Below are 22,036 nucleotides of genomic sequence, written 5' to 3' on the forward strand. Positions count from 1 at the left end.
TCCCATCTAGAATGGCATGTATTTTCAAACTCAGTTCATTCACTTTTCTTTGTTCTTCTCTTCCTCCTCGCTTCAAACCTGTAAAATCCTATTTAAAACATGTAAATTTCTCAGCACCTCTGCCTTCCACTGTATGGAATCACAGGAATATGCTATGGTGTTAATATGGATATCGGTAAACTAGTTAAGCATATTATAAATAGAAGATTAACTTTGAACATGCATTAATTGAAAGATATTTTTGAAACCGCTTTATATTTTTTCTGCATTTTGTAGAGGAGTGTTCAATACGGTAAGAAAATCAACCATTAAGAGCCGCATTATTCTGATCATGACCATCTTTGCGCTACTAATCGCCGCTCTGCTATCCTTTTTCAGCTATGAATTGATTACCTATTATCAGCGTAAAACAACCATCCAGGCGACTGAGTTCAACCTGCAGCTAGTTTCCCATATTATTGAACAAGATTTGATTAATCTCTCCTCATTAGCGATGACCAATAGCACCAACTCGTCCACCAATACATTACTCACTGATTATTTTGTATCTCCGAAGGCAAGCGCCAAGGATGCTGTTAATGTATTTAACTCCATGCAGGAGGACTTTCGGATCAATCGGTCCAATAGCTATGTCCGCCGCTTGATTGTTACGGGTAACAACGGAAAGTTCCTGCAGGTGGATAATTCCGTCAGCACTTCAATTCCACTTACTGTACACAATATCGGTCAAATTCCCGGACTAAATAAAGATGCTGTGGAGCAGTGGGAACAAGTAATTAAGGACCCGCTCTCCACCACGAACGGAATTCCTTTTATTCTACCTATTTACGGAGATGGGGCTGCCCGGATTGGAACGGTCTACTTACTAGCTAATACTTCCTTAATTACCGACAAGTTGAAGGGGTATTCCCTGCCTAAGAACTCCCGAATGCTGTTGACGCTCGGCAATCATCATTATCAGCTCATTGGCGATAAAGTGACTGCAATGACTACGCCGTATGAACCTGTGGCCTATACCGATGATAAGCCTGTCGGTCCACAAACCGAGCTGTCCATGATCAAGTTGGAGGATGAAGAAAGCCAAATCGTGGTCTCTTATCCCGTTCGGAGTGGAGTGATTCTGTCGCAGACCTTATCCAATGATCAATTCGCTCCCAAAGCAAATATATGGATTCTGGTAATGCTTGGCGTTTGTTTACTTGTCATCGTCTTAAGCGGCATTATTACTTTGTACTTAACCCGTAACATCAGTCTCCCGGTAGAGAAATTAAAGAAGCGAATTGATAAGATTGCCCAGGGCAACTTCTTGCTGGACCGCAATATCGAATGGAACAGTGAACTAGGTGATGTTGGTCGAGGTATCAACCGCCTATCACAGGACATTGTTGCGCTCATGGATAGCCGGCTCGCTGACGAGAAGCAGAAACAGGAGCTAGAGTACAGGATGCTGCAAAGTCAGATCAATCCCCACTTCTTGTACAACACACTGAATTCGATCAAATGGATGGCTACGATTCAGAATGCTACCGGCATTGCAGAAATGACTACTTCACTCTCCAGACTGCTGCGGAGCATCGCCAAAGACAACCGGAGACTAATGCCACTGAAAGATGAGTTAAGCCTGCTCGATGACTATTTTCTGATTCAGAAATACCGGTATGGCAGTACAGTCTCGATGGTGAAGGAAATTGAAGATGAGGAACTGCTCTCCGGCCTGATTCCCCGTTTCACGATACAACCTCTGGTTGAGAATGCTATCTTCCATGGCATCGAGCCCAAAGGTAGAGGAGATATTCTCATCACGGTGAAAAAAAGCGGCTTTGCCGATATCCTGGTCACGATTGAAGACAACGGTGTAGGCATGAAGGAAGAACAAATCTCCACCATTCTGTGTGAATCGGAGGATGGAACTAGGGGAGTTTTCGAGAACGTTGGACTCCATAGTGTAAATGAGCGTTTACGGCTAGCCTTTGGGGAGAATTACGGTCTTTCGATTGAGAGTGAAATGGGCCAGTATACTCTAATGAAAATCCTTCTACCATTTATACAAAAAGAGTAGAATGGCAAATCTAGCAAGGATGTGGTCAAATTGATAAAATTATTAATTGCCGACGACGAAGCTCTTGTCTGTATCGGCTTGCAGTCTATGCTGAAATGGGAGCAATATAATATAGAGATTGTCGGTATCGCGCACAACGGTGCTCAAGAAGAAGAGATGATTGACACTCTCCGCCCGGACATCGTAATCAGCGATATCAAAATGCCAATTAAGAGCGGTTTAGAGGTTGCCGCTTCGATACGCCAAAAATATGGTCGACTTCCGCTATTCATTATGTTGACTAGTTATGAAGAATTTCAATACGCACGCGCAGCTATAGAGGTGCAGGCCACGGATTATCTAGTAAAGCTGGAACTCACTCCGGAAGCACTGGCCGAATCCATCCGAAAGGCTATTTCCTTTCTAGAGAGTTACCAGACGATGGAAAGCTACCCAAAGCTTGTTCACCGTGGCAACCTTCAGGCGCAGCGTGATAAATTCTTCATTCGTCTGTTCAATAACCTGTTCGAGAATAAGAACCAGTATCTCCTGCAGAAAGAGGATTTGGCGTTAGAGTTTTCCGAGCCCGCCTACCTAGTCTGTACTTGCCGCATTCTGGGCCCAGACACTGTCCCTCCCCGTGGAGATAAGCTGGTTGCCTTATGCTCAAGCACTGTGCAAATGGCAAAGGATACGCTTACTTCTATACAACCCTGTTATGTAACCAGTCTTGACTTACGTAATTTCGCCGTTGCTCTACCTGTCCCCGAAGTCGATCCCCGTCACTGGATGTCTGACATTGAGAAGCAACTTACCGACATGGCATCCGTATTACATAACTATTTCAATGTAACGATTATTGGTGCCATAGGGTTTGCCGTCGAGGACCCTTATTTAATGCGGGAGAGCTACCTAGCAGCTCGAAAGGCATTGCCAGTTGCCGTGCAAGAACGGTCTTTTGTTTTCTTCGATGAGAATGAACCTCTAGAGCAGGAACATCCGTTGTTTGATTTCTCTGAATCTCGTTCGGAGATCCGCCGTGCTTTTGAAGAACTAGATACCCTTGCTTTATACACCATCATCTCCAAGATGATTGAAATCTTCGAAGACCGACCTGACTTACTGGTGCCCGCCACCGATGCTGCCTGCAATATTCTGTATATGGCCACTTCGCTTCTAGCGGATGGAGAAAATATTGTAGAGCATATCTTCGAAAATGAGCCGGAAGGATACCGGGCCATCTATCAGATGCATACGATTGAAGAGATCGCCGGCTGGTTGATTCAGTTCCGTGATGGCTGCTCGGAAATTCTCTCTACTCGAAGACAAAGCTATAAAGAACAAATCGTCAAAAATGTCCAGGAATACATCAAAAGAAATCTCGGCACTAAGCTTTCACTGAATCAAGTAGCAGATGTCTTCAATTTCAGTCCAAACTATTTAAGCCATCTGTTCTCCAAAGTCGCTAAGGTCAATTATGTAGAATATATCACGGAGACTAAAATCACTGTGGCCAAGGAAATGATGATGCGCGGTGAAGGTCGTATTTACGAAATTTCCCAAAAACTCGGTTATGAAAGTGCCTTCTATTTCAGTAAGGTCTTCAAGAAAGTGACGGGGATTTCACCCAGAGAATATATGCAACAAATTGAAGCAGGCTGATAGTGATCGCCGGCCCCTCCAAAAAGCAACAGCATTCTTTAGCAATAATAGTGACACTCCTTCCGACAACAAAAAATCTCGTTTCCAAGACAAATGTCTAGGAAACGAGATTTTTTCGTAGTGCCATCCCTATTCGGCAAGCTATCACTAGGGACAAGCACCAGTAACTATTTCATTTGAGCTTGTTCTTCTCGAGTAGGACCAATTACGCCAGGTACACGAAGACCTGCTTGACGTAAGAGAACAGTCATTTGACCACGATGATGTGTCTGGTGATCTATAAGCGATCTAAGCATTGCACCACGAGGCATTAATCCTGCAAAGGTCTGTACACTCTCAACCATTTGCTCGTCCGTTAATTTCTCAACCTCAGAAGCAATATTAGCCGCAATATTCTTATACGCTTCAACAATCACAGCCGCATGAGCCGGAACTTCCTTCGGATTGCCTACTGGAGTAAGTGTTAACCCTACCTGACCACCAAAAAACATCGGACAGGTTGCCAAGTGCCAACCTAACCATCCCAATGAGTTGTGACCTTCAACAATTACCTGATCTAATTTGTCATCGGTAAGTGATTCAAGAACGCGAATTGTCCCAGCAGAAGCGCTTGCCCATTCTCCTAGAAAATCTTGAACTGTTCTGTACATTTGAAATCCCCTTTATTGGTCGTTAAATAACGATTACTTAGTCATACCAATTAAATTATAACCTGTCACAGGGTCTGTTACAAATAATCTAAAGGACCAACATATTTTTCACTTAACTTGAGAAAAAGGGGACTTTCGGAGTATTACTGATTTTGGCATAATATAACGCCCTCTTAATGGTCTCTATTTCATCTAAAATCTGGTCTATGGTTTGGGAGGTTACATTTCTACTCGATTAAATCGCAATCTGAAAGTATTTCCGGTTTATGGCGCATGCTATCCTGATTGGTTATTTTACGGATCACCTTACACGGTACACCTGCAGCAAAAGAATTTTCTGGGATGTCCTGAGTCACGACACTACCTGCACCTATTACGCATCGATCACCAATCGTAACACCTCCACATACAGTTACATTTGCTGAGAGCCAAACATCGTTACCAATGCTAACAGGCTTTGCATAGCATAAAGACGCAGCATCACCATTTTGATCAAGCATTTGCCTACGCTCGGAGGCAACGAATGGGTGAATAGGCGTAACGATGGTTACATTAGGTCCAAAACTCACATGATCACCTATCGTAACCTGTGCATCATCCTGGACTGTAAGGTTATAGTTTCCAAAAAAATGATCACCAATTTTTGTATGAACACCATAATGAAAAAAAATGGGACCCTGGATAAAACAATGCTCCCCTATGCTATCAAGTAACTGTGACAATATCGCTTCCCGCTCCTCTGTCTGATCCTCAAATGTTCGGCTATATTGACTACTCAAATTGTGGGCGAGAAGCTTTTTACGCTTTAGTTCTATGTTACCTGGATTGTATAATATCCCTTTGAATATTCGTTCTTCTTCTGTCAAATTGTTCACCTCTTTTAGTTTTTAGACAGTAAGTTCAATTTGAATGTTTTCTGGCCCTAAAATACTGCTTTCATAATATCCGTCACCTGTGGTCCGTGGTCCACTTAACGTTCTAAATCCCGCTTCTGCCAATTGCTTGGTCAGCAGATCGACTTGTTCCTTACTGCCTAAGCTGAAAGCTAAATGAGTTAAGCCCGTCCGCAAGAGATCATGAACTCCTTCTATCATATCCGGTCTGCTCATAATCTCCAATCTCGCGCCACCCTCAAACGTGAGAAAATAGGTTCTTAATCCCGTTTTCGGATTATGGTATTGTCGATTTGACTTAGCATTAAAGAATTGACTATAAAATTGTCTGCAGCTTTCTAAATCTTGTACATACATAGCAATATGTTCAATTTTCATAAAAATCTCCTTTCCGTCACTACATGTATTAGTTTTGAACATAATTCCTCGTAATATCGTTAAGCCATTTAAATTTAAAATAACGCATTAAGGCAATCGGGGCTTTAATAACCTCGTCTAAATTGATGATAATAAATATCGTTAGAGGGGAGAGATGCCACACAAATGCACTCATGTATCCTAATGGTAATATGATGCCCCACATTACAATCGTGTCACACCAAAAGCCAAATCTAGAATCCCCTCCAGCAACAAATATTCCTCCAATCGTCGTGGAGTTTATCGATTTCGGAATACAACAATAAGCACAGACAAGAAGCATTCCACTCAAATATATTTGTGCTTGATCATCCAAATTAACAAGTAGAAACACTATAGGCTTCAGTAATAGCAAAGTAATACCTGCAACAATGCCAAACAAAATAGCATATACATTTAATATTTTCCCAGCTCTTTTAGCCATTTCAATTTCGCCATTGCCTAGATATTTACCAACAAGTACGGAGCCACCACTTGCAATACCTCCACATAATACAATGACCAGATTCTTAACGACCGAGGCAACTGAATTTGCAGCGACCATATCTGCATTGATATGTCCAATAATTGCAGATGTCACAGTTAATGCGCATCCCCAAACAATATAATTTCCTTGGACGGGTAGTGTATACCTCAAAAAATCCTTAATCAAATTACGCTGAAGCATGTCACGTAAAGGTAACCTAAACTTTATATTTGATTTGATCGAGTGGATGATACAGCAACCAAATTCAACGATACGTGCCAAAACTGTAGAGAAAGCAACTGCCACTATAGCCTTTTCTGAATTACCCGGATAAAGTATGAAAATACTTATTACATTCAAGAGAATGTTCAATATAAGACACATAGAACTGATCCAGGCACTCACACGGGCATTTTCCATGCTTCTAATGACACTAAAGTACATTTGAGATATTCCGCTTATCAGATAGGAGAACGAGATCACTCGCAAGAAACTCGATCCATATTGAATTAACTCGACGTCAGTTGTGAAAAATCGCATTAATTGATCCGGCATTAACAGCGATATCCCAAAAAAGATAGCGGATATAATAATAGACATCGTACATCCGATACTAAAGACTCGTTCAATTGTCATTAAATCTTTCTTTCCCCAATACTGAGCAGTCAAAATACCTACTCCTGCAGCCAATCCCATATAAAACAGTGTTAAAACAAATGTAATTTGCCCAGCCAACGATACAGCAGACATTGTAGACTGGTTTATAAAACCTAACATGAATATATCTATTGTCACGGCTAACGATGAAATGAGGTTTTGTAAAGCAATCGGAATGACCAAATTAAGCAATTGACGATTGAAATGCTTATCTCTCATCTCAAGCGTGCTTCTTCATCCAGATCTTCCTTAGTGATCTCTTTGTCTTTGTAATAGTATTTTTGGTCGTGTTCATTAATGGTGCGCATCACCCTGCATGGATTACCAACAGCAATAGAGTTAGCCGGAATATCTTTTGTTACAACACTGCCGGCACCAATAACGGTATTTTCTCCAATTGTGACCCCTGGACAAATTGTAACATTCGCCCCGATCCAACAATTGTTCTCAATTTTCACCGGATCAGCATACATATATCCTCTGTAATCTGGATGGATTGGATGTCCCACTGTAGCAATCGTTACAGATGGACCGAACATAACATTTTTTCCGATAATAATTTTAGTGTCGTCAACAAAATTACAATTAAAATTAATGTACGTTCCATCTCCAATCTCAATATTCGTACCATAGCAAAAGTAAAAGGGCGGCTCGATCCACACCTTTGTTTCTTTACCAAATATCTCTTGCATGAGTTGTGTACGTTTTTCTAGATTATCTGGCGCTGTTATATTAAAGGCATGCATTCTTCTTTTTGCCTGTAGTCTGTCTTCAGGCAGTCCTTCACAGTAATCAGTAAATAGTTTACCGGAGGCAATACGTTCTCTCATCGTCATATTTCTGGCTCCTTATAATATCTTTTGGATTTTGTATTATTGTCGTGCAATATCAAAATTGTATAATTTCTGAGTAGTCCTATCCACCGAAATCAAATATAATTCTATTAAAATCGTATTTTGTTTGAGGGAGATGTGATTGTGAGTGCAGAGCTGGAAGTATTCTCTGATTTATCGGAAGAACTAAATTATAATCTTCCTGATTTTCCACTATACGTACGAAAAGGAGCACTTAATCATTTCGATAAATATGCAGCAGCATGCCATTGGCATCCGGACTTGGAATTTATTTTAGTGCTAGATGGGGAGATGGAGTATTTTGTAAACGGAGAAATTGTACTGATTGAACGAGGTAACGGAATATTCGTTAATAGCAAGCGTATGCATTATGGTTTCTCCACCAATAAATTGGATTGTACATTCATTGTCGTTGCTGTTCATCCTTCACTACTCGGAATAAACACACATGTAGGCAAAGTATATTGGGATGAGAAATTCGGTTCTAATACTGAAGACTATATTATGATTACTTCACAAAGCACGTGGGAAAAGGAAATCCTGCATTCCTTACATCGGATTTATGAAGAAATGAACAGCATTCCTTGCAACCCACTACGCCTTCTTTCACTGGCTACATCACTATGTGCAGACGTCGGAGATCATATACAGAGGGTTCCTGGGCAGATAAATGATGACCAATCATGGATTGCCGTTTGGAAAATGACAGGATTTATTCATCATCATTTTGACCTTAGAGTAACCCTGAATGACATCGCTACCGCTGGGTCTGTTTGCAGGAGCAGATGTTGCGAGTTGTTTGGCACATACATTGGCCAAACGCCTAATACTTACCTAGTGCGATATCGTATTCAAAAGAGCTCCGAGATGCTGGTAGGAACTAATCGATCGATTAGTGAAATTGCGATGAACTGCGGATTTCAAAGTGCGAGCTATTTTTCATCAGTTTTTCGTAATGAGACTGGATTGACGCCTCAGAATTACCGAATGAAATCTCGAACACCTTCCCATTCAAATTAGCTTATTGACGGGTGCTTCCCAAGATCATTCCGATATTTAATTTATCATTTTCCATTATTTCCTCCTCCTATTTGGTTTATCAAAGCGAATGCCAAAGAAGCCAATAAGTCCAAAGATATCTTGGGTTACTGGCTTCTTTCATTATAATTAAGATACAACGTATGATTCACCTAAAACCCGCTTAATACTGTATGACCCCTCTATCATTTCCGTGGCTATAAATGACTCCATATCACTAGATTCAATATCATACAACACTTCAATTTCCTTGGAGAACAAAATGTTTCCTTCCTTGATAAGTTCAGAGAGAGGTGGAACATTTTCAGCTTTTACATCTCCATTGTAAACTTGTTGAAGTCCGTCGACATAGGCTTCTAATGATCGTGCCCCCACAATTTTAACACCTTTATTTTCTTCATTCACCATGATAATGGATGGAAATCCACGTACACCAAGTCTGCCTGCTAACTCAAAATCCTGCTCTAACAAATCTTGTGCCGATCCAAGAGCAGCATCCGCCACTATTTCTTCGCCATTTAGCCCAATGTTGTTGACTATATCAACTAATGTTTTCTCCTCTCCAATATTCTGATTGAAGGCGAATACAGCTTCTCTTGCCTGACGCAAAAACTCATTTTCTTTACCCGGATATATATTTTGTATAACCTTGTATACTCTAGATGGCGGGTACGAAGAAAGAATCGGATTGTTTTTCCACAAAGAACCATCGATAGGCATACGTGAATGTAAACCGACTTCTCTCCAATGCTCCGCAACATCTGAAGGCTGTTGAATGCCATTGGAGACATCTGCAAAACCATGCCAGCTAGAAAGCAAACCACCCATAATCGTCTTCACGTTAAAATATTGACCATACTGCAGAATAAAACGATTGAGTACCGGCTCAAGCGCCCAACAGTGGGAACAGATCGGATCTGTTGCATAGTAAAGTGTGATTTTGGGGGACTGTAGATTAAAGTCGATCATTTCCATTTGCTCTTCATCCCCTGGCCCACAGACACCGGTTTTAAGGTCACACATCATATTTGAATTATTCATATATAAATCACCTTTCGCTGGAGAATCAAAGAAAGTGCCCTCTTGTAGAAGTTCTTTGTATGGGAGTATTATAATACCAATACAAATTCAAACAAGTACGTTTATTTTTAATACTAAGTATCTTTAATAATACTATTGGACAGGAGTTATATATGAAATACGAATTTAGACTTGATCAATTATGTCCTGCAACCTTCGCATTCCATGTAATCAGCGGAAAATGGAACCTCCCGATCCTAGCCATTCTTAGTGAGAACGACAACATACGCTATAACGAGTTAAAAAGAAGACTGCATGGAATAACAGGGACTACCTTAACCAACTCACTGAGGGATCTTATAGATTATGGAATCATTCATCGGGAGCAGTATAACGAAGTGCCACCAAGAGTTGAGTATTCTCTGACTTCATCTGGAAAAGAATTAGTGCCTTTAATTGAATCCGTTGTTGAATGGGGACAAAGAAACATTGGGGTGAAGGATAATTCCTAGACTGCTTTCTCACTCCTATTCCTGAATCTCCAAATGCATATACGAAGGCGCTTCATCCCAAGGAACGCTATATCCCGCTCCCTTTGCACAGAACATAGAACTGGAGGTGTACTCAGGATCAGCGCTGCGGTCGTATCCAATCCTTGCGATGACCTGTTCTGGGTTATGACATGGCTGATAACCGCCTAACTTCATCGAGATTGCTCCCTTTCCCTTCGTGAATGAAGCAAGCTCTACTGCATAATGCATGAACGTCGCGACAGGCGCACGTCCCTGAATAAACATCGATTCACCTAGCATTTCTGGCGGGTCAAATTCACCATGGGCCAGCTGTATATCAGACATTACGCGTCCGATCAGCTCTGCATCGACTTTGATTTTGAATTGATAATAGGGTTCCAGTAGAATTTTGTTCGCTTGCTCCAATCCCTGCCGCAGTGCCCGCAGTGTCGCCTCCCGAAAGTCACCGCCATGAGTGTGTTTCTGATGCGCTGCCCCGGTTAAAAGCGTTATATACAGATCGGTGACGGGAGAGCCGGTAAGAACTCCACGATGGTCCTTTTCTAGTAAATGCTGACCGACGAGATGCTGATACCCTGTGCTGAGCTGCTCAACATGGCATGTACTGCGATATGTAATTCCCTCACCACGTTTCGCAGGCGCAAGCCGGAGATGCACCTCTGCATAATGCTTAAGAGGTTCGAAATGCCCACAACCAATCACAATGTCTGCGATCGTCTCTTTGAATAATATCTCTGGCTTGGAGAACGATACCTTGAGCTGGAAACGGTCTAACACCACCTGCTGAAGTACCTCTAGCTGGATCATTCCCATCACATGAACATGAATCTCCTCCAGCTTGTCCTCCCATGTCACTTGCAGCGTAGGGTCTTCGGCTTGCAGGATCATGAAATAGCGTAGCACTTCTCTGGATGATATCCCCAAATTGAATACAACTTTGGATTTCAACGCTGACACAAGACGGGATTCTACTTGATCTGAATGATTACCTATACCCAGTCCAATGGCTGCATCAGTTAGGCCCGTAACGGCAACAAGCTGTCCCGCGGAGGCCTCATCGCATGAAGTATATTTCCCCCCATGATAGATACGAATAGAAGTGATTTTCTGGCTTAACTCCTCATGTTCTGAAGTGCTATAGCAGAGATCCTCCCGTACCCGTAACTTTCCAGCTAATATCTTCATAAAAGTCAGTCGCGTGCCTTGCGGCTCATGACGCACCTTATATACTCGTGCCCCGAATACTGCGTTTACTTCATAAGTCGATTCCATTAGTAGTTGCATCGTCTGCATCCATTCCGCAATCCCCTGATCCATTAGAGCTGCTCCACTCATAACGGGAAAAACCACCCGTTCTTTAACCATTTGTTTCAGCGTAGCCAATACCTGCCCAGGATCAATGTTGTCTTCGAGATATGCCTCCATCAAGGCTTCATCTCGCTCAGCAACGGCGGTAATAACCTCTTCAGGCAGCATGCTCTGATCTAGACCTTTTGCCAAATACAACATATCCGGCGAAAATTGCTGTCTTAACGCTTTTAGCACACGCTGGACGTCAGCACCGGTACGATCTATTTTGTTAATAAATATAAAAGTGGGTATGCCATATTCCTGTAGCAATTGCCAGACCGTCTCAGTATGCCCTTCAATGCCCTCCACAGCACTTAAGATGACTACCGCATAATCCATGACCTGTAAAGCGCGCTCCATCTCAGCTGAAAAATCGACATGCCCCGGTGTGTCAATGAGCTGATACGATTGTTCGTTATATTTCATCACCGCCTGGTCAGCAAAAATCGTTATCCCCCGTGCCCGCTCCATCTCATGACTATCCAAAAAGGCATCCTGATGATCGACTCTCCCCCGAGTCTTAATTCCGGAAGCATGGTATAGGAGCTGCTCTGCGAAGGTGGTTTTGCCGGCATCAACATGTGCTAGCAGTCCGATGGTGATTGGTGATGCTTCTGACAGTTTACAATACATATTTCTACCATCCATTCAGTCAATCTGTTATATAAGAATCGTAGCCGAAATCTAGTAGCTTGTACAGAATCTCTCACCACCGACAGCATGCGGTAACGCCCGAAGATCCATATTATCCAATGACATAACCATCCTCGATGAAGGATTTAACTAGAATAATATGCAAGAAAGACACTAGACAAGCTATTGAGATGATGATCATGTCCCTATTAACTTATAAAAAAACGGTAACCCTTAACAGAAAGGATTACCGGCTCAATGAATAGTAAGTTTTTGTGGTTTTTCATTTTAAACGAGAATTCACTGTTAGAAAATTCAATGCGATAACGTTAATATTTCTAATCTCCTTAAAACAATTAATCATCTACTCTCTAGACTCAACAGCTTTTTATCTAGAAATGCCTTTACATCTTTAGCAAGCTGAATGGATGCTTCAATTTCCAACTTAGTTGTTGAAACACTTTCAATGCTGCATCCAATTGGAATTCCCTTCTCCAGCCCGAACTCAAATAGTTCTTCAAATATTTTTTGAGATAGCTGAATGGATTTATCCAAAATATCGTTCGAGTATTTCAACTCGTTTTCTAACCATCCCGGGATACTGATCCCCAACCATTTCATAAATTGTAGTGTTTTCGCTGTGCCACATGGTGCAAGATTAAATAAAATAGGAACCATTTCAAAACCCTTATTTGTATAGTAATAATATAAATCAGACAATAAATTCTTTGATGCCTCTACATTATAAGTTGCCTGAGTGATAAAAAAGTTGCATCCATTGTTAATCTTTTCGACAACCCGTATATGCTCATCATTCTTTTTTATATGTCTTTCAGGAATGACAACTCCTCCAAAATTCAAATTACTATTTAACTGTTTGCTTAGCTTATAAGCATCTGGTAAATTCAATTTCACCTCTTGCTTACTTGATGAAGCGCCCACATACACGGAAAATCTGTCTTCACTTTCGTCAGTCTTAATCCAATCCGCGAACGAAGCTCTTGTATCATTACCGACGCACCGATAAATTATTTTCGGGACCTCCACTTGTCTTAGATATTTATCACCATAGACAGCCGGATCAATCGTTGGTAAATATGGGTAAGGTCTTTCATGATCAACTCTTTCTGCTTCCTCCTGGACGTCGTAAAGAATTAAAGCATCTAAATCAACGTTTTTAAGTCTTTCAACCTGTTTCTGTGCAATTTCTGATATCTTTTCTGGTGAATGGCTTGCCTTCGGTGGTGTCATACCATATGTTAAAATACCAGGTTTCTTGCTCAATATTTTTTGTTTAAATGTACTCTCTGCCGCTCCCAAAATAAAAAACTCCTCTACACGTCTCTTTTAAGTTAAGGCTACCATGGCAGGCTTAATATGTATAACTTATATTTACTATATCTAGTTATATTTTAAAGCTATGATTCCCTATTGGTACTTATCGAGTAGTTCATCATGGAGGCGGAACTTCTAGATTTTAATGTTGACAACCATTTGGTCTGACTATAATATTAGAAGTCCTGCCAACCTTAAAGTTGGCGATAAGGGGACCGAAAGGTTCATTCTTATTTAAAAAGGGTGAGTATTATGAATAAAGAAGAATTAATGGAAAGCGCACGTAACACAAAGAAAGCTGCTTATGCCCCTTATTCTAAATTTCCAGTTGGAGCAGCCTTATTACTTAAAGATGGAAATGTTATTAATGGAGTAAATGTAGAAAATGTATCTTTTGGTGCTACTAACTGTGCAGAGAGAACAGCAATCTTCACAGCTATTACAAAGGGCTATACTAAAGGTGATTTTCAGGCTATAGCTGTAGCAGGTGACACAATGGATTTTCTGCCGCCATGCAGTATCTGCAGACAAGTATTATCGGAATTCTGTTTGCCCGACATGCCTGTCTATTTAACCAATGAGAAAAAAGAAATCTTAGAGCTGAGTTTAAGGGATTTATTGCCTTACGCATTCAAAAATTTAGATATGTAAAAATAATACCTACCATAGTGGAATATCAAAAACACGCGTACCTGTGTTAGACAAGTACGCGTGTTTTTGTGTTTAAAAGCTTAGTCAGAACACAGAGTTCACAGACCAAACACACCGCGTAAATACGTTGTGACTTACCAAATCGCAATTCCAACCTTATCTTTTTCTTTAAGTACTACCTTTATCATTTCCAAAGCATTTCTTACCCTAAATTCAATAAATTCTTTATCATATTCTGTATGTAGTTCTATAGTATCTAAATTATCAAGCAAAATAAGGAATTCACTTTCCAGTTTTTCTATTCCTTCATCAAATGCAAAAATATTAGTATTCTTTAAAGAATATATTAACTCACATCCGAGTTCACCAATTAAATCATTTCCCCAGAGAGTTTTTCTGCATGATTCGAAACCAAACAAATTATTATGTGGTGCGGGTACCTGCTCCTCCAAAAAATTAGTATCTACAATTATACTTCCCTTTTGAATTACACTAATTATCAAACTCATATAGTTAAAACCTCTCAATGATTATCTATAATTTTTGATTCTTTTTTCTTTTGTTTCTTTTGTTTCTTATAACATCATCAATAAATAAAAAAACAAGCGATCCATTGAGATAAAAGATTAACACTTCCTCTCGATGATCGCTTGCTTTTAGTAGCTATGCATAGTCACATTTCTAGTTTTTCCATAAAACATTTATTGGCTCTACCGTTTACCCGCAACGGCTATACCCGCAATTTCCGCAAGTCTTACAGCCCTCAATATTAATCAGCGAAGCGCCGCCGCAAGAAGGACAAAGGTCACGGGAAGCAGAAGTATGGTTATGCGCGCCATGTCCGCCCTGACCATCTTCAATAGAAGCTGCCGCAGGAACACTCGCTTTCAACTCCGCATTTAAAGCTTCATTGAAATCTTCTAGCTCCAAAGTTGCTGCAATCGGTGCAGGCAAATGATCATCATGAGCGTTATTCAGTACATGAGTCTCCAATGCCTTAGCTACAGCATCTGCAATGGATTCTACTCGATTCGCACCGAAGCCGATTGCACCTGATCCGCCGATACCTTTCAGATGTTTGATCAACAATTCTACCTTCTCACCATGATCTCCATAACGGAGGAACAAGGAGCAGACACGACCGAGTGCTTCTGCCATCGCAAAGACATCAGAACCTGCTTTACCTACATTCAGGAAGATTTCTGCCGGTGTGCCATCTAGATCATTGATCGTAATATACGCCATACCAAAAGGTGTGTTGATTTTATAGGTTGCGCCGCGCAGAACCTGCGGACGTTTTTTGTATTGTTTATCCAGCTCTTTAGTAGGAGCTTGAGGTGCTGGGCTTGCCGTTACAACATTTGCTTCAGGAGTCGTTGCAACTTCAACTGCTGGAGCTACCTCTTCTACTGCATCTTCCTTCTTCGAGGTTTGCAGAACTTGTACATCACGGCTACCATCACGGTAGATCGTAACGCCTTTACAGCCCAAATCGAAAGCCATTTCATATAGCTCAGCCGTCTCTTCTACTGTGAAGTCAGACGGGCAGTTGGCTGTCTTGGAAATCGAGCTATCTACCCAGCGTTGAATCGCTGCTTGCGCACGAATATGATCCTTAGCTGACAAATCCATCGAAGTCACGAAATAATCTGGCAGCTCTTCACCTGGATGAGCTTCAAGCCATTCTTGGGCGATTGGAACGAACTGCTCATCGTAGCCAAGGCGACTTTGACGGAAATATTTAAAAGCAAAATAAGGCTCAATACCTGTCGAGGTGCCAACCATTGTACCTGTGCTACCTGTAGGTGCTTGTGTTATCACTGTAACGTTACGCATGCCATGTTTACGGATCGCTTCACCAACCTCTGGATACGTTTCGAGCATATTTTTCATAAAGCCGCTCATTAAATATTTCTCTGTGTCAAAAGCTAGGAATGATCCCTTCTCACCAGCAATCTCTGCAGAAGCAAGGTATGCTTCACGAGCCATAAAGCCGTAAAGCTTGTCCAAAAACGCCAAAGATTCCGGGCTACCGTAACGGATGTTCAATTTGATCATCAGCTCAGCAAGACCCATCGTTCCGAGACCCACACGGCGTTCGTTTTTCTGATTCGCTTCATTTTCCGGGAAATGATAAGGCGTCTTATCAATGACATTGTCCAAGAAACGTACGGAATAACGCGTCGTAGTCGCGAGATCTTCCCAGTCTACATCATGATTCTTCTCATCGTAGAATTTGGACAGGTTCACAGCAGACAAATTGCAGACTCCCCAGCCTGGCAGTCCTTGCTCCCCACATGGGTTCGTACAAATGATCGGATTAAAATACCAGCTGTTGGACATCTGATTGTAGTATTCCATGAACACAACGCCTGGCTCAGCGGATTTCCAAGCGGATTCAATAATGGTGCGCCACACATCACGCGCTTTAACGGTGCGATAATGAATAACGTTTTTGCCCGCAGCCTTCCACTTGTCTAGATCGCCATCCCATACATCGTTGTACTCTGGATCTGTTGTATCCGGAAATACGAGATCCCAATCCAGATTTTCTTTTACAGCCTTCATAAAGCTATTGCTCACACATACCGAAAGGTTCGCATTCGTAACTTGACCCATCGTTTGCTTTACGGTAATGAAGTCCTCCACATCTGGATGCCAGTCATTAATCATGAGCATAAGTGCACCACGACGGCTACCGCCTTGTTCAATTAATCCAGTGGTATAGCTAAACAGACCGCCCCAAGATACAGAACCACTGGAAGAACCATTAACACCTCTCACAATTGCCCGGCGTGGACGTAGAGAGGATAGGTTAATCCCTACACCGCCACCACGAGCCATAATTTCTGTCATTTCAGCCAACGTCTGCATAATGCCGCCACGGCTATCTTTTGGAGAAGGAATTACATAACAGTTGAACAGGGTTAGTTCTTCACTAGCGCCTGCACCAGCAGCTATTCGTCCACCCGGTACGAGCTTCCAATCATCCAGAATCGAACGGAATTTACCCGCCCATTCTTCTTGAAGCTCAGGCGTCTTCTCCACAGAAGCCATAGCTGTAGACAGACGATCCCACATTTCCTCTGGTGTTTTTTCTATATTAAGCGTCAGCTTTTCAACATCTGATTTCACAAGTTCGCCGCTGCGCGTCTTCACGGTTACGATTCTGCCGTTACGTTCTACGATCTCTCCGACTTCCTTCGTGGGAAACTTCGGATCATCTTTTGTTAGAACGAGTACAACATCGCCCACTTTAGCATTATTGCTGTCGGCATCCTTCCAAGCATAACGATCCAAAAATATTTTTTCACTTAGCCCTTCAAGGCGTTGCTTACGTTCCACTTTACCCAATAGAAAAACCTCCCGCAATGTAGTAAATATTAGTTCCAGTTCAGGTGTGGGCGTACATTTTGTGACCCACAACAAAAACTTCCTTACACTTATCTTCCGTCTTACGGGTGTATGTAGGAAGTTCATCTTGTCAATAACAAATAGCAGCTACGCACTTTAAAAAAATAACATTTTCATGCTTTTGTCACAATATATTGTGTGCGTCAGCTTTTAAACTATACCACATATTGTATCGAAGGTCTTTTTCGAAAATAGAGTTAAGCAGCCGAAATATCGCAAACCTTGCCGCGTTTTCTCGCTTTTACTCTCTTTTTTAAAGGCTATCAAGAAAAATAGAAGGTTATGAATTCTCTTGTTTAAGAGCATACTACTCCTACGAATGATGATATGAAATAGCACCTGAGGAGGCTGTACCATGACGCAATTATTCCGTAATTCTCTACCTCACAAAGGTGGAAAGTCAGCGCCTATACTGCCTGTTCCTCTTTCTTTTGACCGGAATTGGCTGCAGGATCTAGAACTCAAACTAGATAAAGGTGGTCCATGGGGAGACTACCGTCTGTCCAAGCTTGCTGTGCAAGGTGAACAAACGGGTCTAGTAACCAGCTTCGATGAGCTGCAATGCATGAAGCATTTATCCGGATTATCCCCGCTTCCTCATCAGCTCGATACCGCGCATAAGGTTTTGTTTGAGATGTCGGGCCGCGCGATTCTTGCAGATGAGGTTGGACTAGGAAAGACGATTGAAGCAGGACTTGTACTCAAGGAATATCTTGTCCGCGGTCTAGTCTCTAAAGTGCTTATTCTGGTACCCGCTTCCCTCGTATTGCAGTGGGTCCGCGAGCTGAATGCCAAGTTTGGCATCTCTGCTGTTGCACAGAAAAAAGCATATTCCTGGGGGAATGCGATTGTCGTCGCATCTATGGATACCGCGAAGCGCGATCCTCATAAAGAGATGCTGCTGGAAAATGAATATGACATGTTGATTATTGATGAAGCGCATAAGCTGAAGAACAAGAAATCGACCAATTATCTATTTGTACAGCAATTACGCAAAAAATATTGCCTGCTCCTAACCGCTACTCCCGTTCAGAATGATCTGGGCGAGCTATTTAATTTGATCACTTTACTGAAACCGGGGCAACTAGGAAATCAGGGTGATTTTGCTTCGAATTTCGTCGTTGATAAACGCCAACCTAAGAATGAAGGTCAGCTAAGGGACGAGCTATCGAAGGTGATGATCCGCAATCGGCGTGGCGAAGGTCCAGTTAATTTTACGAAACGAAAAGTCCGTAATATTCCGCTAGTTCTTTCACAGGAAGAGAGAGTATTATATGACGCTGTCACTTCTTTTGTTAAAGATCAGTATCAGGAATCAGGCGGCAATCTTAGCAGCATGCTTTCCTTGGTAACGCTTCAGCGTGAGGTGTGCAGCAGTAGGGATGCCGTCTTCATCACTTTAGTTAATCTGATCAAGAAGCTGCCTGCTGATTCGCCGAAACGCGATCGGATGATGGAGCTATTGCAGACACTTCGTACGGTTAAGACCAATACCAAAGCCGAAACAACACTATCTCTCATTCAAGAAATGAATGAAAAGGTCATCGTTTTTACAGAGTATCGCGCGACTCAAGAATATTTGCTTCAGTATTTCCGCGAACATGGGCTAATGTGTGTTTCTTATTCCGGCGGGATGAATCGTGGTAAAAAGGACTGGATGATGGACCTCTTCCGCGGTCGTGCTCAAGTCATGATCGCTACTGAGGCGGGTGGTGAGGGCATTAACCTGCAGTTCTGTCACCACATGATCAACTTCGATCTGCCTTGGAATCCCATGAGAGTAGAACAACGGATTGGGCGGGTGCACCGGTTAGGTCAGGAAAATGACGTGGTTATCTATAATTTGTCCACACAAGGTACGATTGAAGAACATATCCTTCATCTGCTACACGAGAAGATCAATATGTTCGAAATGGTCATTGGCGGGCTGGATGTGATTCTGGAGCGTTTTGAGAAGAAAGAATCACTGGAGAAAAGTTTATACAAAATCATGCTCGAATCCCGCTCCGATGAAGAGCTGCGACATGAGTTAGATCATATCGGTGAATCCCTAAGTGAGTTGACTCAGGGTATTAAAAAGGAAAGTGAGACTGCGACATGACCCTCAACTCACAGGAAGTACGCAAACATGTAATGGATTATCTGGAGGCGACAGAATGCTCCATTATTGAAGTATCGCCCATTCACGTAACTGTAAAGCTATCGCCAAGAGCTGACAGAATGCTAACAGATCGACCTTATTATTGGGGGTTCGTGGAACGTACTGGTGTTGATCCGGAGACACTCTCTTTCACTTTTGTATTTGATCCGGAAAAATACGATAGCCAGGCAGCTATAGAAGTTCCGCCAACGGTAAATCACAGCATCGGAGCATTGAATCCGCCAATTACCGGAAACCCAGCGATGGGCGCCACAACAGATGCTGAGGCTAGCGCAGATCTATTGAATCCAACATCACCTGAATCTAATGTGGTTCATGTCCCCTCCTCAAATCCAGAAGATAGCATCCTAGCCCGCTACTTCGGTATTGTACCTGCATTGCCCCGAATTGGGCCCGGTATGATAAGACGTGAAGATATCATCTATGGTAGCAAGCGCCTGCAGCAAATTTGGAGTGCGGCGCAAGATGAAGGGAAATGCCTTTACTTATTTGAAGATCCCGGTAGCAGGCAGCGGAATACACTCTTCTCTGCAGCTTATGAACCGTGGCTCGGCGTCTGCTATAAAGTGGAGATGAGCTGCGATTTGAAACGGGAAGAACTGCATTATCTTGGAATATCGCTGACAAAAGGGACCATCATTGATGACTTTAACACTAAGATAGCCTCGCGGGAGATGATCCCCCGTTTACCAGAAAACGTCCATATTCAGCCTTATGAATTAACAGTGACAGCCGCTACAGATTTATTAGAGGCTCATCTTACCTCTCATCTTGCCGAACTCGATTACACTTGGGCAGAACAGGCACGTGAGCGTCTTAGAATCGAGCTGGCTATCATTGATATTTATTACGGAGAGCTGCTGAAAGAGCCTGATGAAGAAAAACGTTTAGGCACTCAAGAGCAGTATAACCGTCGTCGACAGGAGACCATTTGGCAATATGAGCCGCAAATTGCAGTTTCTGCGATAACCTACGGACTGTTTCATCTGCGAAGCCTATAGAATGCGACCCTACTCGCTAAAAGCAGGCAAAAAAACAAGAGAACTTCCGCCTTCAAGCGCGACAGCAAGCAACAGCCTTTTTATAGCCTGTCCACTACAATAGAGTAAAGCTTAACTTTCCTGACATTTCTTAACAAAGAAAGGTGATCGACGCCATGAAAATAAGTTTGCGGCGGAGGCTGAAACTTGCGGGTCAAGGATGCCTCCTCCTGCTTCTAAGCTTTGGACTGTTTGTATCCAGTTCTGGTTCCCCTTCAGCACTGGCGCTGGCCAGAGTAAGTGTGATCCAGTCAGTCACGCAGGATGCAATTCCTGTATTGAAGATGAGTACCTTACCTTCACCCAGTACGGTCCAAGAATTCGCTAAGGCTATACTGAACAAGCTCGCTGCAGAAGCTCCATTTACAGCCTGGAAGGATGCAAGGATAGAATATTATCCCCTTGGTCCAGGTACACATGGCTGGCTTGTAAATGTAATGAAAGGCGAAGAGCGGATCGGATACATGATCATTTCCGCCACCGATACAGGCGGATATATGCTAAGTGAATATGGAGCCGGCACTTACGGACTCCCATACAGTTTAAATGATCTGCGCCAGTTTTTGGTGCAGAAAGGTCTCATTACATCATCTTTTTCAGGAACAATAAACCTTACTGCTTTATATGCACCACTTCTACCGGTCTGGAAAATAACCATTGACGAAAAGACGGTTTACATCAATGCTTCCGTACCGCAAATTTTACCTTGGACACTGAGCAAGGCGGAAGAAGTCCTTAAAGAGCAGCCTCCAGCAACAGATGTAATTACTAATCTTAATCCTGACGTATCACCGTTATCGGCCTTCAATAGTGGAGGGTCAGATGATCCTTACGAAGATATCCTATGGCTGACTGCTCCTAAACTAACTACAGTGAGCGGCGACAATATCGCACTTCTGATCAGACCTAAGGAAAGCATCGCTTATCAAGCTGCTGGGCGAAACGACCTTGTCGGGGCACCGTTTATGATTACAGGCTATCAGAGCTGGCAGTCTTCTCAAGGTCAAGCTGAGAACAATAAAACTACCGTATACGCGGCCTCAGGCCCTGAAGGAAAACGATACTTACCACTCACTGCACTACAAAATAATGGAACACTGCATAAGCTGCCAGACAAAACGACCAAAGCACTCGGATATAATCGTTAACACAAGCATAAACGCCTTCGGCGTCCTTATGAGGACGGTAAGTGTTTATGCGAGAAATAGAAGGATAATTTATAAC

General features: G+C 42.3%; 18 protein-coding genes. 8 read left to right on the forward strand and 10 right to left on the reverse strand.

What is annotated here, in order from left to right; all coding sequences use genetic code 11:
• Window positions 1-280 precede the first annotated feature (280 nt).
• Entirely contained in the window at window positions 281-2,059 is a 1,779-nt protein-coding gene (locus NSQ29_RS16295; protein WP_341125594.1) for a sensor histidine kinase, read from the forward strand.
• Window positions 2,060-2,089: 30 nt separating this feature from the next.
• Complete coding sequence (locus NSQ29_RS16300) at window positions 2,090-3,700, forward strand: response regulator (protein WP_149644010.1); 1,611 nt, start codon at window positions 2,090-2,092, stop codon at window positions 3,698-3,700.
• Window positions 3,701-3,867: 167 nt separating this feature from the next.
• Here the strand turns inward: NSQ29_RS16300 and NSQ29_RS16305 are convergent, their stop codons facing one another.
• The 5 genes from NSQ29_RS16305 to NSQ29_RS16325 all read right to left on the reverse strand — a co-directional run bounded on the left by NSQ29_RS16305 (window position 3,868) and on the right by NSQ29_RS16325 (window position 7,619).
• Complete coding sequence (locus tag NSQ29_RS16305) at window positions 3,868-4,350, reverse strand: DinB family protein (protein ID WP_042186968.1); 483 nt, start codon at window positions 4,348-4,350, stop codon at window positions 3,868-3,870.
• A 227-nt stretch (window positions 4,351-4,577) separates the two neighbouring features.
• Window positions 4,578-5,225, reverse strand: coding sequence for a sugar O-acetyltransferase (locus tag NSQ29_RS16310; protein WP_341125595.1), 648 nt, complete (start codon window positions 5,223-5,225; stop codon window positions 4,578-4,580).
• Window positions 5,226-5,237: 12 nt separating this feature from the next.
• Entirely contained in the window at window positions 5,238-5,621 is a 384-nt protein-coding gene (locus NSQ29_RS16315) for a VOC family protein (protein ID WP_339270345.1), read from the reverse strand.
• A gap of 28 nt (window positions 5,622-5,649) precedes the next feature.
• On the reverse strand, window positions 5,650-7,002 hold the full coding sequence (locus tag NSQ29_RS16320; protein ID WP_341125596.1) for an MATE family efflux transporter: 1,353 nt from the start codon (window positions 7,000-7,002) through the stop codon (window positions 5,650-5,652).
• Window positions 6,999-7,619, reverse strand: coding sequence for a DapH/DapD/GlmU-related protein (locus tag NSQ29_RS16325; protein WP_042186958.1), 621 nt, complete (start codon window positions 7,617-7,619; stop codon window positions 6,999-7,001). Before NSQ29_RS16325 ends, NSQ29_RS16320 begins: the two co-directional genes overlap by 4 nt.
• A 141-nt stretch (window positions 7,620-7,760) precedes the next feature.
• Between NSQ29_RS16325 and NSQ29_RS16330 the strand changes: the two genes are divergently transcribed.
• A complete protein-coding gene (locus NSQ29_RS16330; RefSeq protein ID WP_341125597.1) occupies window positions 7,761-8,657 on the forward strand; it encodes an AraC family transcriptional regulator in 897 nt (298 codons plus the stop codon).
• A gap of 147 nt (window positions 8,658-8,804) precedes the next feature.
• Here NSQ29_RS16330 and NSQ29_RS16335 read toward each other — a convergent pair whose 3' ends face one another.
• Complete coding sequence (locus NSQ29_RS16335) at window positions 8,805-9,716, reverse strand: DsbA family oxidoreductase (protein ID WP_341125598.1); 912 nt, start codon at window positions 9,714-9,716, stop codon at window positions 8,805-8,807.
• Window positions 9,717-9,868: 152 nt separating this feature from the next.
• Here NSQ29_RS16335 and NSQ29_RS16340 point away from each other — a divergent pair, with 152 nt between their 5' ends.
• Entirely contained in the window at window positions 9,869-10,207 is a 339-nt protein-coding gene (locus NSQ29_RS16340) for a winged helix-turn-helix transcriptional regulator (RefSeq protein WP_341125599.1), read from the forward strand.
• Window positions 10,208-10,222: 15 nt separating this feature from the next.
• On the opposite strand, the gene NSQ29_RS16345 is transcribed toward NSQ29_RS16340, so the two are convergent.
• Both NSQ29_RS16345 and NSQ29_RS16350 read right to left on the reverse strand, forming a co-directional pair.
• The gene (locus NSQ29_RS16345; RefSeq protein ID WP_341125600.1) at window positions 10,223-12,211 is read right to left on the reverse strand and encodes a translation factor GTPase family protein; all 1,989 of its coding nucleotides are present in this window, start codon (window positions 12,209-12,211) and stop codon (window positions 10,223-10,225) included.
• Window positions 12,212-12,571: 360 nt separating this feature from the next.
• Complete coding sequence (locus NSQ29_RS16350) at window positions 12,572-13,531, reverse strand: methylenetetrahydrofolate reductase (RefSeq protein ID WP_341125601.1); 960 nt, start codon at window positions 13,529-13,531, stop codon at window positions 12,572-12,574.
• A 267-nt stretch (window positions 13,532-13,798) separates the two neighbouring features.
• Between NSQ29_RS16350 and NSQ29_RS16355 the strand changes: the two genes are divergently transcribed.
• Complete coding sequence (locus NSQ29_RS16355; protein WP_036689594.1) at window positions 13,799-14,197, forward strand: cytidine deaminase; 399 nt, start codon at window positions 13,799-13,801, stop codon at window positions 14,195-14,197.
• 134 nt (window positions 14,198-14,331) lie between these two features.
• Here the strand turns inward: NSQ29_RS16355 and NSQ29_RS16360 are convergent, their stop codons facing one another.
• Window positions 14,332-14,706 carry a hypothetical protein gene (locus NSQ29_RS16360; protein ID WP_341125602.1) on the reverse strand — a complete coding sequence of 125 codons (375 nt, stop codon included), beginning with the start codon at window positions 14,704-14,706 and terminating at the stop codon, window positions 14,332-14,334.
• Window positions 14,707-14,914: 208 nt separating this feature from the next.
• Window positions 14,915-17,551 (reverse strand): adenosylcobalamin-dependent ribonucleoside-diphosphate reductase, encoded by a 2,637-nt coding sequence (locus NSQ29_RS16365; RefSeq protein ID WP_341125603.1) that lies wholly within the window; start codon window positions 17,549-17,551, stop codon window positions 14,915-14,917.
• A 415-nt stretch (window positions 17,552-17,966) separates the two neighbouring features.
• On the opposite strand from NSQ29_RS16365, the gene NSQ29_RS16370 reads away from it, so the two are divergent.
• The 3 genes from NSQ29_RS16370 to NSQ29_RS16380 all read left to right on the forward strand — a co-directional run bounded on the left by NSQ29_RS16370 (window position 17,967) and on the right by NSQ29_RS16380 (window position 21,960).
• Window positions 17,967-19,712, forward strand: coding sequence for a DEAD/DEAH box helicase (locus NSQ29_RS16370; RefSeq protein WP_234541793.1), 1,746 nt, complete (start codon window positions 17,967-17,969; stop codon window positions 19,710-19,712).
• Complete coding sequence (locus NSQ29_RS16375) at window positions 19,709-20,773, forward strand: YqhG family protein (RefSeq protein WP_339270329.1); 1,065 nt, start codon at window positions 19,709-19,711, stop codon at window positions 20,771-20,773. The genes NSQ29_RS16370 and NSQ29_RS16375 overlap by 4 nt, the downstream gene beginning before the upstream one ends.
• Window positions 20,774-20,928: 155 nt before the next feature.
• Window positions 20,929-21,960 carry a hypothetical protein gene (locus tag NSQ29_RS16380; RefSeq protein WP_341125604.1) on the forward strand — a complete coding sequence of 344 codons (1,032 nt, stop codon included), beginning with the start codon at window positions 20,929-20,931 and terminating at the stop codon, window positions 21,958-21,960.
• Window positions 21,961-22,036: the final 76 nt, after the last annotated feature.

This window comes from Paenibacillus sp. FSL F4-0236 (assembly GCF_038000135.1).
GTDB lineage: Bacteria > Bacillota > Bacilli > Paenibacillales > Paenibacillaceae > Paenibacillus_AQ.

What these genes read in the sequence shown, in the direction of transcription:
- NSQ29_RS16305 (WP_042186968.1), bottom strand. Translation starts at nt 4,350, where the DNA reads ATGTACAGAACAGTTCAAGATTTTCTAGGAGAATGGGCAAGCGCTTCT.
- NSQ29_RS16315 (WP_339270345.1), bottom strand. Translation starts at nt 5,621, where the DNA reads ATGAAAATTGAACATATTGCTATGTATGTACAAGATTTAGAAAGCTGC.
- NSQ29_RS16320 (WP_341125596.1), bottom strand. Translation starts at nt 7,002, where the DNA reads ATGAGAGATAAGCATTTCAATCGTCAATTGCTTAATTTGGTCATTCCG.
- NSQ29_RS16325 (WP_042186958.1), bottom strand. Translation starts at nt 7,619, where the DNA reads ATGACGATGAGAGAACGTATTGCCTCCGGTAAACTATTTACTGATTAC.
- NSQ29_RS16335 (WP_341125598.1), bottom strand. Translation starts at nt 9,716, where the DNA reads ATGAATAATTCAAATATGATGTGTGACCTTAAAACCGGTGTCTGTGGG.
- NSQ29_RS16340 (WP_341125599.1), top strand. Translation starts at nt 9,869, where the DNA reads ATGAAATACGAATTTAGACTTGATCAATTATGTCCTGCAACCTTCGCA.
- NSQ29_RS16345 (WP_341125600.1), bottom strand. Translation starts at nt 12,211, where the DNA reads ATGTATTGTAAACTGTCAGAAGCATCACCAATCACCATCGGACTGCTA.
- NSQ29_RS16355 (WP_036689594.1), top strand. Translation starts at nt 13,799, where the DNA reads ATGAATAAAGAAGAATTAATGGAAAGCGCACGTAACACAAAGAAAGCT.
- NSQ29_RS16360 (WP_341125602.1), bottom strand. Translation starts at nt 14,706, where the DNA reads ATGAGTTTGATAATTAGTGTAATTCAAAAGGGAAGTATAATTGTAGAT.
- NSQ29_RS16370 (WP_234541793.1), top strand. Translation starts at nt 17,967, where the DNA reads ATGACGCAATTATTCCGTAATTCTCTACCTCACAAAGGTGGAAAGTCA.
- NSQ29_RS16375 (WP_339270329.1), top strand. Translation starts at nt 19,709, where the DNA reads ATGACCCTCAACTCACAGGAAGTACGCAAACATGTAATGGATTATCTG.
- NSQ29_RS16380 (WP_341125604.1), top strand. Translation starts at nt 20,929, where the DNA reads ATGAAAATAAGTTTGCGGCGGAGGCTGAAACTTGCGGGTCAAGGATGC.